We start from the raw sequence: 15423 nt of genomic DNA, 5'->3' as shown, positions 1-15423 counted from the left end.
ATGATATCAGCCAGACTTGGAAACTATCTCATCAAATTAGTCCCCCCATAGAACCTCCTTGAGCCATCTTGCACACTTTTCTCTTTTTGTCAAATTTTATGTTAAGAAAGATGTGACTAATGGATAGATCAAGGGGGGCAGGGGGGATCAAAGACAAAATCTATCTTCAATTTAATTATAACCAGCTACTTAGGCTACATATCAGGACAGGCACTCATGCAAAACGGAGAATAAATAATCAGTTTTTAATAACAGGATTTAGTATTACTTAGCCGAGAAAATCCTCGATCGCCTGTGCTGTCTCTTCCGGTGCCTCTTCCGGTAAAAAATGACCACTGGCGATCGCCTGTCCCGTCACTTGATTAGCTCGCTGCTGCCAAAGAGCGATCACATCGTATTGACGTGCAATAAAACCTTTTTTTCCCCAAAGAACCAAGAGGGGAGAGGAAATTTTCCGGTCTAGATCCTGACGATCATGCTCTAAATCGATAGTAGCGGCGGCCCGATAATCAGCACAGGTGGCGGTTATCGTCCTTAAATCTCGAAAACAACGCCGATATTCCCCCAAAGCTTCCTCTGTAAAAGCGCCAAAATCTCGCCCCCAACTTTGCAAGCAATGGTGCAGATAATAATCGGGATTAGCGGCGATCAGGGTTTCGGGAAAAGGGGAAGGCTGAATCAAGAAAAACCAATGATAGTAGGCAGTGGCAAAAGTTTGATCAGTAGCCTCGTACATCGCCAGCGTCGGTGCTATATCGAGTAAAACGAGTTTTTTGACCTTTTCGGGAAAATCAAGGGCGAGACGGTGGGAAACTCGCGCCCCTCGATCGTGGCCGATCAGATAAAACTCCTGATAACCCAATTTTTCCATCAGCAACACCTGATCGAGGGCCATCACCCGCTTGCAATAATTGCTAGAATCCTCTAGGGGTAAGGGTTTATCGCTATCCCCGTAGCCGCGCAGATCCGTGGCGATCACCGTAAAATTGGCCGCTAATCGGGGGGCGATTTTATGCCACATTTGATGGGTTTGGGGATAACCATGCAGCAAAAGCAGCGGAAAACCGCACCCACCTTTGACACCATTGATAGTAATGCCATTAACTTCTAGCTGAAATTTCCGAAAATTTGTCAGCATTTTTGCTTCCTGTCACCTTAGGGGGAGATAATTGCATCATCCGGCAAAAGTGACCCAATCAGTAAAGTTTTTTCACTATAGCCGCTCAAGCCCCTGTTTTTCTGGTAGATTGAAACCATTAGGTTGCTCAAAAACCAGCGAGTTAAGCAGTTAGGTGTTAAAAACTGTCAGATCCCCCCGCCTATCGGCAGGGGGGATCGAACCAAAAATCTATCTTCAATTTAATTATAACCAGCTACTTAAGCAGTAATTTGATTATGATCTCGATTATCTATTCCGATGAATTTCTCGATCACGATACAGGTATTTACCATCCTGAAAAAGCGGCGCGTTTAACGGCAATTGTCGAGGCTTTAAAACAAACAGAATGGCAGTCAAAACTAACATGGCATTTACCCACACCGCTCGAAATTCGTGACGAAGTAATTCCTTTGATCAAACAAGTTCATAATCAAGATTATGTTGATAGATTGCGGCGAATTTGTCAACAGGGCGGAGGAAGATTGGATGCCGATACTCCCGTTTCTACGCGTAGTTACGATGTGGCGTTACTAGCGGTTAGTGGCTGGTTAGATGGAGTCGATCGAGTCTTATCCACCAGCGATCCTACCTTTATTTTAGCCCGTCCTCCCGGACATCATGCCACTTCTAATTATGGCATGGGTTTCTGTCTGTTTTCTAATGCTGCTATTGCCGCTTATTATGCTTTAGAAAACAAAAGAGTGCAAAAAGTAGCGATTCTTGATTGGGACGTGCATCACGGCAATGGCACCCAGGATATAGTCGAAAATCATCCCCAGATTGCCTATTGTTCCCTCCATCAATTCCCCTTTTATCCCGGCACGGGAGAAGCGAGAGAAAAAGGGGAGTTTAATAATGTTTTGAATATTCCCTTACCGTCAGGAAGTACGATTAAAGATTATCAAGAACATTTTGAGGGGCAAGTCATACCTTTTCTGAAAAATTTTCAACCGGATTTAGTGATTGTTAGTGCTGGATATGATGCCAATCAAGCGGATCCTCTGGCGGGAATTTGTTTACACCCACAGGATTATGGAATTTTAACCAAATACCTCTTAACTCTTAATAAACCGCTGCTTTTCGGCTTAGAAGGTGGTTATGATTTAGAAACTTTAGCGGCTTCCGTCGTCGCCACCTTAGAAGCTTTGCTCTGATCCTAATCTGGGTAATCGTTACATTTCTTTAAAAAGATTGCTAACAAAGCGATCTAATGCGGTAAGGTAAACGATCGATAGAAAAAACCCTTGACCTAGTTGCCTTTTAAGATTATGAACTCCCTTGCGCCCCACCTAAAAGCCAAAGCCCTCAAGCCCAATAGTCGTCGTCCTGCCAAAGAATTGTGTAGCGAGTGCGGACTTTGTGACACTTATTACATTCACTATGTTAAAGACGCTTGTGCTTTTCTCCATCAACAAATCGCCGATTTAGAAGCAGCAGCACACGGCAAAAGTCGCGATCTAAATCAGGAAAATGATCTCTATTTTGGCGTTCATCAAGAGATGATGGCTGCCAAGAAAAAACAAGCTATCCCTGGGGCGCAATGGACAGGAATCGTCAGCACAATTGCCTGTGAAATGCTCGATCGTGGTTTAGTAGAAGGGGTGGTTTGTGTGCAGAATACCGCCGAGGATCGCTTTCAACCGCAACCGATTCTCGCCCGTACCACTGAAGAAATTCTCGCCGCTAAAGTTAATAAACCGACTCTTTCTCCTAATTTATCAGTCCTAGAAGAAATTGAAAAATCGGGCATGAAACGGTTATTAGTTATCGGAGTTGGTTGTCAAATTCAAGCCCTAAGAGCAGTAGAAAAAAAATTAGGCTTAGAAAAGTTATATGTCTTAGGAACTCCCTGCGTCGATAATGTCACCCGCTCAGGACTACAAAAGTTTTTAGAAACCACCAGTCGTTCCCCAGAAACTGTGGTTCACTACGAATTTATGCAGGATTTTCGGGTACACTTTCAACACGAAGACGGATCGATCGAAATGGTTCCTTTTTTTGGCTTAAAGACTAATAAGTTAAAAGATGTTTTTGCCCCTTCCTGTATGACTTGTTTTGATTATGTTAACTCCCTTGCCGATTTGGTTGTGGGCTATATGGGCGCACCTTTTGGCTGGCAATGGATTGTCGTTCGTAATGATACGGGCAAGGAAATGTTAGAGTTAGTTAAAGATCAATTAAATACCCAAGATGTTATGTCTAGTGGTGATAGAAAACAGGCGGTACAAAATAGCATTCCTGCCTATGATAAAGGTGTAACCTTGCCGATGTGGGCGGCAAAAATGATGGGAGTAGTAATTGAAAAAATTGGGCCTAAAGGTTTAGAATATGCTCGCTTTTCCATCGATTCTCACTTTACCCGTAATTACCTTTATGTTAAACGTAATTATCCTGAAAAATTAGCGAACCATGTTCCTGAATATGCTAAAAAGATTGTGGAACAGTATAAATTGCCCGATTAATTATTCACTTGCTTGGGCGGGGTAATAGAGAAAAATTACCCCGCTTTCTTAAGATTTTTAGCTGATTTGTACCTTTCTTAAAAATAATATAATAATGCTAATATTGTTGAAGGAAGATGTTACAGAGGTTCAATAAGCATCTTTTCGATGAATACTACTCAATATGATAATAAGCATTTCCTTATCTTGAATTCTATAAATGATGCGGTAATCCCCTATTCTAATTCGGTAGGTGTCATCATATCCTTTGAGTTTCTTGACTCCGCTAGGACGAGGTGTATCGGTAAGTAGTCTAATGGCAGTAATTAAGCGTTCGCGTTGTTGTTTGGGTAAGTTGTTTAGTTGTTTTTGAACTGGTTTCGGAATAATAACTCTGTAGTTCACCCTTGGGTTGCCTCATATTCTTCGAGGGTTAGATAGTCTCCTGCTTGATAAGCTGATTCAGAAGCGATTATGTTAGCTTGCTCTTCTTCTGTAATTTCTATTTCAGTATGTCGTTCTTTGATAAAGAGTAAAAAGTCAAGTAATTGAGTCAAAAGGGTGTCAGGTGTCTGCTCGATTTCTTTAATTAGTTGTTCTTTTAGTGTCATAGCTTTATCAGTTATCAGTGAGCAGTAATCAGTGAGCAGTAATCAGTGATTAATTCAATTATAGTTCATCATTCAATCATTCCAATCACTGTCAATGGTGGTGGTGGGTTACTGGACTAGGTAATAGGTGTAGGGGTAATTGATGAATTACCCCTACAATAACGTTTGTCTGAATGTTGTTAGATTTTCTCTTGACAAAGGCGACTTGACATGATATTATATTTATAATGGAAAATCCGTGCGCCTACAGACCCTATTTTCAAGTCTCAATAATCGCTTAGATAGCGATAATTTTTTTAAGGATTGATAACCATGAACCATCAAAGAGAGTTTTATGTTGTCATTGAACGAGATGAGGATGGATATTATGTTGGGGAAGTTCCTCAACTTCGGGGTTGTTACAGTCAAGGGGAAACGATTGATGAATTGATGGAGAATATCAGAGAAGTGATTGAACTTTGCTTGGAAGATGACAATCCTGAAGATGTACCGGAGTTTGTTGGAATTGAAAAGGTGTCTATCTGATGCCAAAATTACCGGTAGTAACAGGTGATGAAGTTATCAAAGCTTTAACGAGAATAGGGTTTCAATCTATCCGACAAAAAGGAAGTCATCTGCGCTTAAAACATGAAGATGGAAGAGTTGTCACCGTACCGGTTCATCGGGGGAAAACTGTCGGGAAAGGATTACTCTTAAAAATTTTACGCGATGCTGAACTGACACAAGAAGAATTTATTCGTCTGCTGTAATTTCAATCTTGATTTAAGCTTAATGTTCCCTGGCTAAATATAATACAAAAAATCTTAGTCCCTTTTGACTAGAAACCTACTTGACAAAGGCGACTTGACATGATACTGTATTCATAATGGAAAATCCGTGCGCCTACAGACCCTCTTTTCACGGATTTTCAAGGTCTAGTTTATTCGCCATAATGGGTTTTAGCACGATGAATATAGATTAACTTCTGTTCATCATCAGTCTAAACTGTGATTGGAATGATTGAATGAATACTATGATTGTTTTGTATGCTGACTTCATAAACCATTAATCAATGTCTCCCAACACTTCCTCAAGAGAATAGGTTTCATTTTCATTAATTTGCTGTAGAGATAGTTGTAAGCTTTCTCTTAAGTCGGGAATAGATAGTAATTCGATGGTTTCTTGTAAACTTTCATAGTTTTTTTGGGAAATCAAAATTACAGAATCTTCCTGATTCTCAATGGCATAAATTTTGTTATCTTCTGTAACCGATTTAACGAGACTCTGTAAATCGGTTTGAGCATCGGCTATTTTAATTTTTTTGATCATAATTAATCCTTTTTTTGATGATGAAATAATAAAAATTATTGTAGGGATTTAACAATCTCACCTAATCACAGTCCAGACAGCATACTCCTATAATTATCCATCATTGTAGTTCATCATTCAATCATTCCAATCACAGTCAATGGTGGTGGTGCGTTACGACGGATTGTTAGCTTGAAGTTAAAGCAGAAATTTTGGCCGTCTAACGCACCCTACGTTTTTCTAAGTTGTGATTTGAATGATTGAGTGAATGCTATGATTGTGTTGTATTTGGCAAGTCTTTATCAATGATCAATTATAGTCTATCCCATAATCCCATAAATCACAGTTAAGGCGATGGATGTTGCTGTTGTCGCATTATTTGTAAGTTTTCCCGAATTGTAACAGTATTAGGGTGATTCTCCCCTAAAGCTTGGGTAGCAATATTAATCGCTTCTAGATAGCGAGGTTCTGCTTCTGTGTACCTGCCTTGGGATTCGTACAATCCTGCTAAATTGTTGAGGGAAGTTGCCACATCGGGATGATTGTCTCCTAAGAGTTGTTTTCTCAAATCTAATGCTTCTACAAGGAGAGGTTCTGCTTCTGTGTACCTGCCTTGGGAACGGTATAATTCTGCTAAATTGTTGAGGGAACTTGCCACAGAGGGATGATTGTCTCCTAAGAGTCGTTTTCTCGAATCTAATGCTTGTAGATAGAGAGGTTCTGCTTCTGTGTACCTGCCTTGGGAATCGTACAATGCTGCTAAATTGTTGAGGGAACTTGCCACATCGGGATGATTGTCTCCTAAGAGTTGTTTATGCAAATCTAATGCTTGTAGATAGAGAGGTTCCGCTTCTGTGTACCTGCCTTGGGAACGGTATAATTCTGCTAAATTGTTGAGGGAAGTTGCCACATGGGGATGATTGTCTCCTAAGAGTTGTTTTTTCAAATCTAATGCTTCTACAAGGAGAGGTTCCGCTTCTGTGTACCTGCCTTGGGAAAGGTACAATCCTGCTAAATTGTTGAGGGAACTTGCCACAGAGGGATGATTGTCTCCTAAGTGGGTTCGAGTTGCGGTTAAACAATCTTGATAGTAGGGTTCAGCAGTAGCATACAATCCTTGTCCTTGATAATACCGAGCTAAACCTGTATAGGACCAAAATAAATCCTCATCAGCAATATATTCTGAATATTCCTTGACAGATGCTTGCAGATGGGGAAGGAAAGGTTTAAATTCTTCAACTTTTTTCAGAGTCGGATTATATGGCATTTCCGCCGATTTCTTCGCCATAATCTCACAATAACGGCGTTTTGCGGGTTCTGCGTGGGGTGATGCTTCTAACTTATCCCGAAAGTAGCGACGCAACAGGGGATGAATTTCGTGCCAACCATCACGATTATCCTGAACTAAGCTCAGGTGAACTAAGCTATCGGTTAACCATTCCTCCACTGTATCCCCATCTTCATCGGGAAATAAATCCAGAATCATTTCTTTGGGAAAGGGCGCAAGAGCGAATAAACTGAGGTAAAGTGCCAAAATTTGGGCTTCTGGTGCGCTGTTCAATTCGTCCCAACTGAGATTAAAGGCAGCTTTTAACCCTCTTTCCGCAGTCATTTCCCCATGAAACTTGGGATTTTTGTCTAAGATTGGCTCATCTAAGCCTTTTTCGGCTAATTTATCCCGTATTTTGCTAATTTTCCAATCCTGTCGTCGTTTTAGCAATCTTGCCACCAATTCTAACGCCAAGGGTAAATAACCTAAGTCTTGGCATAATAATTTAGCTGCTTCGATTTGTGTGTCAATTCTGTTATCTGCAAGGTAGGAACGCAATAAATCAAGTGCATCTTCTTCTTTTAGCACTTTTACCCGAAAAGTTGTAATTGTCGCTGATAAATATTCTTTGCGAGTGGTAATTAAAACCTGAAAGCGTTTCTCTTCTTGCGGTGGTAAATAATCTTTGATTTGCTGATATTCCTGTACATCATCAAAGATAATTAGGACATTTCCCGCTAACCAGTTTTGCCAGCAATAGCGAATTTTTTCCTCTAATTCTCCCTCATCCGGTAAAGTTAATTTGAGATGTAACCGCGCAAAATCTAAAATGGAAGTACCGATATCAACGGGTTGGCGAGTTGCCACATTTAACCAACATATACCCCCGGGATAGGCTTTTTCCTGCCATTGTTGCCAGCCAAACTGTCGGGCTAGTTCGGTTTTACCTATGCCTCCCATTCCCGTTAAGGTAGAGATAGCAAGAGTTTGGGATTGTTGTAGTTGCTTTTTTAAGTCAATTAATTCCTGATCCCTACCAACAAATTTAGGGATATTACTATTAGATAAATTGTGAGGATTGGGTTGAGGAGGCTCTTGGTTAGGCGGATAATTATAAATATTTTGCTTGTCAATATTGATATCGCGTTGAGCAGAATTGACTATTTTTTGATCCATATTGGTAACATAATGCTGTGATAAAAAAATATTTACTTATGCAATATTAACACATCAAAAGGGGAAGGGCGAACGCAATTCGCCCCTACAATAACATTTTTTTCGGTTCCGTCGGGGTGCATTGCACGCGCTGAAGACATTACATGGTGATATTTTGTTCATTAATATTAATGTCCCTTTGAGAAAAATTAACAATTTTTTCAATGGTTTTGATATAGGTTTTTTGTCCAGAGGATTGAGATTGCAAAGCCTTAGCAATATTGTTAAGAATATCCTTTAAATTAGGTAAAGGTTCGGCTTCTACAATGTCAACCAACTCGGTTATAATTTGGCTTAATTCGGGACTGGTTTTAGCAGCAGATTCCACCTCCAGAATTGCTTGTCCATAATCTAAAGGTTGTTCGGGTGCTTTTTCAATTGCGGTGACAGTATCTGGGGAAGCTTGTTTCAGGGAAGTGAGAAATTTTTCTGTTTGTTGCCAAACCTTTTCTGCCACTTTTTCACCAGTTTTCTCTAGCGCTTTAGTGGCAATAATCGAGCTAACTGCGATCGCTGCTCCTGTAAGAGGGTCCATAGATAAAATCGGGGTGATGAGGGTTTACTTTATTATATTATTGGGTTTTGATTTTTGGCTCTCTTGGATTTGGTGGGTAAAATGTGTTCTAAGATGCATTCCTTCTGGGGAGAGGTTGGAAGGAACTGCAAAGATACAAAGGGTACAAAGATCGATCGATTATGGGAAGGAACCACAAAGACACAAAGGACACAAAGATCGATCGATTATATTGTAAGTTAAGCTTATCACACAGAACCTAGAAGATTCCCATAATAAGTCTAAACTGTGATTGAAATGATTGAATGAATACTATGATTATATTGTATTCAGCAACCTTTTATCAATAATCAATCACAGTCCATGACACAATCACAGCAACCACAGTCAAGACGGCATGGGAGAGGAAAGAGCCGTGTTATCGTAAAAATGGGGATAGATGGGGGGTTTGGTCTTGCAAAATCGGCAAATAGGGATAAAATCAAAACAAGTTAATTTTTTCCTTACCATATCATGTTAACCCCATCGGATAGTAAATTATCTAAGCAGCAGCAGATTCTCTCGGCTGTTTCCGAAGAGGAACAGCTTAAACAGCAACGGATTCAGGAAGTGCTATTGTTAATAGATAGTTTATTCCAAAGAGAGGAAACAACTTTTAGGATTATCATCGACTGTCTTTACGATGTGGGTTCGTTAAATTTAATTAATAAAAAGTTTCATAGTCGTTACTTAAATTTTATTATGAAAGCGATCGCTCGTTTTTCTAAGCCTATATTCAGAATTTATGCTCTCTATTGGGTGAAAAAAAATAGCCCCAAATTAATTACTAATTGGTTGGCTAGTAAGGTTAAATTCTAGATCGATCCCCCCTTAATCCCCCCTTGATAAGGGGGGGAACTGACGAGTTTTAACACCTAACCACTTATAAACCCCAGAGACAGTAATCAGGACCAAGAAAAACTGTTTTGGCAAACCCTAGCTAGGGACTTAAATTTGCACCTGTCTGAGATGACGACGGGGATCGGTGGTACGCTGAGATTTAATTTTCTCGTATAATTCCCGTTCGATCGCCGTTAATTCTTTGGGAGTATCGATGACAATTTTGACTAATTGATCGCCGCGTTGTCCTTTATTATCGATCCAACCTTTGCCGCGTAAGCGCAGGGATTGACCGGAACGAATACCGGCGGGAACTTTTACCGTCACCAGGCCATCGGGGGTAGGAACTTCAATCGCTGTGCCTAAAACTGCCTCATCGGGGGTAATCGGCACTTCACAGGTTAAATTATCGCCTTCAAAAGTAAAGAAAGGATGGGGTTCTAATTCCACATCGAGAAATAGATCTCCCCGTTGTTTACTCAAGGGATCGATTAGTCCTTTACCCCGTACCCGGAGACGATTACCGGTTTTGGTTCCTGGGGGGATTTTGATATCGATCATTTCTCCGGCTAAATTAACCCGTTTTTGTACTCCTCGTAAAGCTTCCGCAAAAGTCAGACGCAGTTTAGCGGTGGAGACACCAGAAGTGACGGATTGCGGTGGAGTACGAGCGCCGGCAAAGTCGTTAAAATTGCTAAAATCGCCAAATCCTCTCCCCGGAGTCCCGTAGGAATGGGAACTGGGGCGAGTACCGCCGGAGCGCCCCATGCGACCGAGCAGTTCATTGATAAAATCATCAAAGGTGCTGTACTGGCTAAAGTCAAAACCGTCGGAACCAAAGTCAACCCCCCCATTACCACCTGGCCAATTCGATCGCTCGGCCTGTTGCCAATATTGTCCAAATTGATCGTATTTTTGGCGTTTTTCGCTATCGGAGAGGACTTCGTAAGCTTCGCTAATTTCTTTAAAACGTTCTTCGGCGCTTTTATTGTTAGGATTGCGATCGGGGTGATATTTGACAGCTAATTTGCGAAAAGCTTTTTTAATTTCTTCAGCGCTGGCAGTTTTACCTACTCCCAGAACGGCATAATAATCTTTATAATCTGCGGCAGGCATCGATACGCTATCTCCTTAGCAATGGGGATTCAGTCGGTATATTCCTAATTTAACTTAATTTTATCGCTGATCACTGAAAGGGGAATTGCCGACGACGACGATACCAAGTTCCCACACCTACTAACAGAGCAATGAGGGTAAAAGCCACCATTAGGGGCAGTATATCGCCTTTTCCCAAAGATTTTAAACCCGCACCCATCATGACAAAGGGTAAAATTCCGGGGACAGTGCCTAATAAAGTACCGATGAAATAATCGCGAAAACGGATAGAAGTTAATCCCGCAACAAAGTTAACGATACCGTAGGGAATAATCGGTAATAGACGGATAGCAAACATATAAAATAGGCCGCCTTGCTGCATTTCTGCATCGATCGCTTGCCATTTTCCCTGAAATTTTTTGGCGGTATATTCCCGGCCAATAGTACGGGTAAAAGCAAAGGCAACTATAGCGGCCACCAAAGCGGCGATCGTTGTCCAAACTGTTCCCATAACTACCCCAAAGATCGCGCCACCACTGAGGTTTAAGGGGGTAGAAGGTAGGATTAAAATTGTCCCGATCGTATAGACAATAATATACAAAATGGGGGCCATAATTCCCATTTGTTTTAACCAGATCTGTAATTGTTGGGAGTCGATACCACCGATTAGATAAACTCCCATCGCTGTGGCGATAATACAAATTATGGTTAGGATAATAACACTACTTTTAGTTTTAGACATTTAACGGCAATTTTGGGCTAAGTGCGGGTTATAAAACATAAGATGCAATAGGGGTTTATATTTCCCTATTGCCAAAAATTCAGTTAATCTCCTCGAGAACCACGATCGAAAAACCATTGACTTTATAGCGATCGGCAATTACTGCTCCTTGCTCCACAGACCAACAATTATAATTGGTTTCTGCCCAAGCTGCCGTGTCAATAAGTCTTACCCAACGATAATTATTGCCTGGGGAGGGAAGACGAAAATCCACCGGCAGATGATACATATTAATTAACACCAAAAAATCGTGATCACCGACGGCACTACCATCAATTAAAAACCAAATACAGCGAGCATGGGCAGTTAAATCGCTAACCCCATCGGGTTTTTTAAATAAATAGGTGACACTATTGCCCGCATCGAGAACCATATCGCCATAGCGGCGCTGTTTGAGTGCTATATGATTGTTTCTTAAGTGAGCAATATAAGCGGCAAAAATAAATAAAGGATTGCGTTCTTCTTGATTAGTTCCCGTGCCAAAATTATTGTGATAAGCTTCCCGATAACCGGTGGGCAGTAGATGGGGTGAACGGGTGGCAATCATATCATAATTATTCCAAGTGGCCACACTATCAATATTGTAGGGATTATTATTACCATTTTGAGTGCGGCCAAATTCATCACCCCAGACAGTCATGGGAACACCGCGAGATAAAAATTGAATCGTCCAAAAGTTGCGTAATCTTTGGCGACGTAAGGCCTGATTACCGCCAGAATCCCAAGAATCGTTATTATTATTGCCGCCATCGGAAGGACCAAAAGGCCAGGGATTGAGGTTATTTTTATTGTTATAACTGACCAAATCCATCAGGGTAAAACCATCGTGGGCAACAATAAAACTGATCGATTTGTGTGGTCCGCCTTGGTCATGAAAATTGTGATAATCTCCGTTCACCTGTTCGATGAATTTAAAAGTATTACCATCTCCCTTGCAAAAACGCCGGATTGCATCGCGATAACGGCCATTCCACTCGCCCCAACCCGTTGGGAAATTACCTACTTCGTAACCCCAGATATCCCAAGCTTCGGCGATCATTTCAGCATCGTATTTCTTGCCTAATTGCTCGATCTTTTCTAGCAAAGGATGTTTAGGAAAGAATTGTTTTTGCTTGTGCCAATCTTCTCGTTCATGACTAGAAGGAGTTCGACCGAGGACAGGGGCCAGATCAAAACGAAAACCATCAACTCCCATGGTTTCTAACCAATAGATGAGGGAATCAAGAACCAGATTACAGGTGACAATATGGGAAAAGTTTAATTGATTTCCGCAGCCAGTGGCCCCATCAACTAGATAATGTTCGTCGCTGAGTTGATAGTATTCCACCACATCAAAACCACCAAAACTAACAAATCCGGTGACATCGTTGCTGCCCCAATTGCCCCCTTCTCCGGTGTGGTTATAGACCACATCGAGATAAACTTCCATACCTTGGTCGTGGAAAGCTTTGACCATGGCCTTAAATTCTCTGGTCGGTCCACCGGGGGAGCGATCATAAGCATAACGGCGATCGGGAGCGAAATAACCAAAGGTCATGTAACCCCAATAGTTACCGCCGGGGCGATCATCGGGGTTATTATCGTTAGCGGTTTCCTGGACCGGTAAGAGTTCGATCGTGGTAAATCCTAGCGCTTTCAGGTATTTGGCCATATAGCCGGCCCCTGCATAAGTTCCTCTGTACTGGTCGGGAACGTTGGCCACTTCCTCAAAACCTGTAATTCCCTTGAGAATGTTTTCTAAACGACTAGCGGAGGGGTGATTACTTAAACCGCGCACATGGGCCTCGTAAATGATCGCTTTTTCGGACCCCAGACGGGGACGAGTACCGGTAGAAGTCCCATCTGGCGCGATCACAATGCCTTTGGGCGACCATTTACCTGTATCGTATTGCCGCCGGATCACTCCTTTGTAGTCCCCTTCTCCCGTGGCATAGATTCCAGCATTTTCTCCGGCTGCGATCATGGCCGGGGTTTCAAGGTCGTGGGAAAGTTCTCGCGCGTAGGGATCGAAGAGGACTTTATTGGGGTTAAAACGATGGCCGAAATCGTCCACATCTGCCTGAAAACCGGCGTTACTGTGACCTCTTTGCCATTTTTGATCAAATTGCCAATTGGAACCCCAACAGCGAAAAGCATAGTAACTGCCGTGGCCAATACCAGCGATTTTTGCCCGCCATATATCATCATTTGGGTTTTTTGTCAACCAGTAATCATACTTAGCGTTTTCTCCCGTCCGGCGATCGTAGATTTCCAGAAGAATCTGACTGGCATTTTTAGAATAGACGGCAAAGGTGACGCTATCGCCCCGATAATGCGCTCCGAGGGGATAGGTGGCATCGGCCCAAAGATGGCTATCTAGGGGGGCATAATTACCAGATTGGGGATGATTTTGACCGATCTCACTCTCCGATTTCATAAGTTTCATAAATCTCAGATTATGACTGTCTAAAGTATAGATTTAGTATGCTCTTGAATGTAAATTTTTATGACGAAATTCAACGTTTCTGGGCTTAATCCATTGACTTAGTTACTCAAATGGTTGAGGATGGGGGGGCTGACATAGGCATAACTTTTAGCTGCAGAACTTAAGCATCTCATAAAGTTGCTCCTCCCGACAATCCCCTATCTAATTATGAGAATCAGACAAGCTGGAACCCAAAAGGCAAACAAGTCAAGGTTTATCCGCAATTTTCTGCCGGTGCAACCCTTGGCGATCAAGACTTGGCTAATTACTATGAAACGACAGAGCCAGGACTCAATCTTTCCAGCCGATTATGGAATAGTTTAGACATTGTTCCCTATGCCTGGATACCACCCAACTTGCTCAAATCCCCCCCCCTTTACCAACCCTGTAATATTGCTAAATCTTGACAAATTTCTCTACTGGTAAACAAACAAATTTAAAAGGTTAAAAACTGTAATTATCAGCACCTTAATCCAAGAACTTTGGCTATGAAAGGGCAATATAGTATATTGACAAAATCACAAACAACGGCAATGAAACAGTTTTTTTAAGAGGCTTATTTTCTACCTATTCAAGCCTATTTTAATTTACTCAATATTGAGGGGTCACTGACTAACAATTTATCTGATACTCTAAACCTATCTGATCAGGATTTAGACACAATGGAGGCTCAACTATCTTAGTTTTTTAGTCTTAATTAACTCAGCGATCACCATCGGAAAATCTGAACCAGGAAATAAACACCATGAAATTAGAAGACATCATTCAACAAAACCTCGTTAAACCTATTGATTCCTTAGCAGGAGACTCGGAACTTTGCCGAGAAGTTCAGACCCGTTTGCAAGTTTTCGGATTACTTCCTGCTCATGGTGTTGATGGCATTTATGGACCCCAAACAAAACAAGCCTTTGAACAATTCAAACAAAAAATCAAAGAAGGCGAATTGGATACCTTGGGCGCATCTTCGGCGAAACTTTTACTAGAACTTAAAGAATTACCAGGGGGTAATAATTTAATCTCCAAAGCTCAAGCCGAATCTATCTATGGTAATGTCATTAGCGATGGACAATTAGCAGACCTCAATTCTTGCTTAAATCGCTTTGAAATTAACACTCACCCCCGAATGTGTCATTTTTTAAGCCAAACTGCCCATGAAAGTGGCGGCTTGAAATGGATGAAAGAACTCGGTAGCGGTGAGGAGTATAACGGACGGAAAGACCTAGGAAATATTTATCCAGGAGATGGTCCCAAATATAAGGGAGCAGGCGTTATTCAACTAACGGGACGCAGTAACTATCAAGCTTTTGCGAATTATATTCATGATCCGAAAGTGATGGATGGAGTTGACTATGTTAGTACCACCTATCCTTTTACCAGTGGCGGTTTTTGGTGGCATAACAATAACATGAATGCTCTTTGTGATCGCGGTGCAACAGTGGAAGAAATCACCCGACGAGTCAATGGTGGTCTTAACGGACTAGCTGATCGTCAAGCTTACTACGAAAAAGCGATCAAAGTTTTTCCTGTTTAGCTATAAATACCTTTCTGGTGCTAATTTTGGCTCTTCGGTTTGTGCTATGCAATGGACGGGGTTATAAGAGATGAAATCCTTATAGAGAAAGACATTGCTGCGATTTTTATCAATTGTTTTTGCTCTAGAACAAACTAATCAATAGAACTCTTGCTAGATAAGGATTTAAAGGATTT

General features: G+C 41.5%; 16 protein-coding genes. 7 read left to right on the top strand and 9 right to left on the bottom strand.

Annotation, left to right across the window (positions count from 1 at the left end; all coding sequences use genetic code 11):
* Positions 1-268: 268 nt before the first annotated feature.
* Positions 269-1138 carry an alpha/beta fold hydrolase gene (locus IQ224_RS05330; protein ID WP_002748715.1) on the bottom strand — a complete coding sequence of 290 codons (870 nt, stop codon included), beginning with the start codon at positions 1136-1138 and terminating at the stop codon, positions 269-271.
* 257 nt (positions 1139-1395) lie between these two features.
* On the opposite strand from IQ224_RS05330, the gene IQ224_RS05325 reads away from it, so the two are divergent.
* Both IQ224_RS05325 and IQ224_RS05320 read left to right on the top strand, forming a co-directional pair.
* The gene (locus IQ224_RS05325; RefSeq protein WP_002748714.1) at positions 1396-2313 is read left to right on the top strand and encodes a histone deacetylase; all 918 of its coding nucleotides are present in this window, start codon (positions 1396-1398) and stop codon (positions 2311-2313) included.
* A gap of 114 nt (positions 2314-2427) precedes the next feature.
* Positions 2428-3621 (top strand): Coenzyme F420 hydrogenase/dehydrogenase, beta subunit C-terminal domain, encoded by a 1194-nt coding sequence (locus IQ224_RS05320; RefSeq protein WP_194032658.1) that lies wholly within the window; start codon positions 2428-2430, stop codon positions 3619-3621.
* Between the two features lie 129 nt (positions 3622-3750).
* On the opposite strand, the gene IQ224_RS05315 is transcribed toward IQ224_RS05320, so the two are convergent.
* Positions 3751-4005 (bottom strand): type II toxin-antitoxin system RelE/ParE family toxin, encoded by a 255-nt coding sequence (locus IQ224_RS05315; protein WP_002748711.1) that lies wholly within the window; start codon positions 4003-4005, stop codon positions 3751-3753.
* Positions 4002-4211 carry a hypothetical protein gene (locus tag IQ224_RS05310; protein ID WP_002748710.1) on the bottom strand — a complete coding sequence of 70 codons (210 nt, stop codon included), beginning with the start codon at positions 4209-4211 and terminating at the stop codon, positions 4002-4004. Before IQ224_RS05310 ends, IQ224_RS05315 begins: the two co-directional genes overlap by 4 nt.
* A gap of 312 nt (positions 4212-4523) precedes the next feature.
* On the opposite strand from IQ224_RS05310, the gene IQ224_RS05305 reads away from it, so the two are divergent.
* Positions 4524-4736, top strand: a complete 213-nt coding sequence (locus tag IQ224_RS05305) for a type II toxin-antitoxin system HicB family antitoxin (RefSeq protein WP_002748709.1) — start codon at positions 4524-4526, stop codon at positions 4734-4736.
* Positions 4736-4960 carry a type II toxin-antitoxin system HicA family toxin gene (locus IQ224_RS05300; protein WP_002748708.1) on the top strand — a complete coding sequence of 75 codons (225 nt, stop codon included), beginning with the start codon at positions 4736-4738 and terminating at the stop codon, positions 4958-4960. The genes IQ224_RS05305 and IQ224_RS05300 overlap by 1 nt, the downstream gene beginning before the upstream one ends.
* Positions 4961-5255: 295 nt before the next feature.
* On the opposite strand, the gene IQ224_RS05295 is transcribed toward IQ224_RS05300, so the two are convergent.
* From IQ224_RS05295 to IQ224_RS05285, 3 genes are all read right to left on the bottom strand, one after another.
* Entirely contained in the window at positions 5256-5519 is a 264-nt protein-coding gene (locus IQ224_RS05295; RefSeq protein WP_002748707.1) for a type II toxin-antitoxin system Phd/YefM family antitoxin, read from the bottom strand.
* A 325-nt stretch (positions 5520-5844) separates the two neighbouring features.
* On the bottom strand, positions 5845-7944 hold the full coding sequence (locus tag IQ224_RS05290) for a tetratricopeptide repeat protein (RefSeq protein WP_228036104.1): 2100 nt from the start codon (positions 7942-7944) through the stop codon (positions 5845-5847).
* A 139-nt stretch (positions 7945-8083) separates the two neighbouring features.
* Entirely contained in the window at positions 8084-8518 is a 435-nt protein-coding gene (locus IQ224_RS05285; protein WP_002747830.1) for a hypothetical protein, read from the bottom strand.
* 492 nt (positions 8519-9010) lie between these two features.
* On the opposite strand from IQ224_RS05285, the gene IQ224_RS05280 reads away from it, so the two are divergent.
* Complete coding sequence (locus tag IQ224_RS05280; RefSeq protein WP_002756080.1) at positions 9011-9355, top strand: hypothetical protein; 345 nt, start codon at positions 9011-9013, stop codon at positions 9353-9355.
* 129 nt (positions 9356-9484) lie between these two features.
* Here IQ224_RS05280 and IQ224_RS05275 read toward each other — a convergent pair whose 3' ends face one another.
* From IQ224_RS05275 to IQ224_RS05265, 3 genes are all read right to left on the bottom strand, one after another.
* On the bottom strand, positions 9485-10492 hold the full coding sequence (locus tag IQ224_RS05275) for a DnaJ C-terminal domain-containing protein (RefSeq protein WP_002747824.1): 1008 nt from the start codon (positions 10490-10492) through the stop codon (positions 9485-9487).
* Between the two features lie 70 nt (positions 10493-10562).
* Complete coding sequence (locus IQ224_RS05270) at positions 10563-11213, bottom strand: TVP38/TMEM64 family protein (protein WP_002747821.1); 651 nt, start codon at positions 11211-11213, stop codon at positions 10563-10565.
* Between the two features lie 79 nt (positions 11214-11292).
* On the bottom strand, positions 11293-13668 hold the full coding sequence (locus IQ224_RS05265; RefSeq protein WP_194032659.1) for a glycogen-debranching protein: 2376 nt from the start codon (positions 13666-13668) through the stop codon (positions 11293-11295).
* Between the two features lie 216 nt (positions 13669-13884).
* Here IQ224_RS05265 and IQ224_RS23830 point away from each other — a divergent pair, with 216 nt between their 5' ends.
* On the top strand, positions 13885-14040 hold the full coding sequence (locus tag IQ224_RS23830; RefSeq protein ID WP_228036103.1) for a hypothetical protein: 156 nt from the start codon (positions 13885-13887) through the stop codon (positions 14038-14040).
* Positions 14041-14461: 421 nt separating this feature from the next.
* Positions 14462-15247 (top strand): chitinase, encoded by a 786-nt coding sequence (locus tag IQ224_RS05260; RefSeq protein WP_194032657.1) that lies wholly within the window; start codon positions 14462-14464, stop codon positions 15245-15247.
* Positions 15248-15423: the final 176 nt, after the last annotated feature.

The organism is Microcystis sp. LEGE 00066, assembly GCF_015207925.1.
Lineage (GTDB): Bacteria > Cyanobacteriota > Cyanobacteriia > Cyanobacteriales > Microcystaceae > Microcystis > Microcystis ichthyoblabe_A.
The sequence above is the reverse complement of the archived record's forward strand: the minus strand, read 5'-3'. Positions and strand labels throughout refer to the sequence as shown.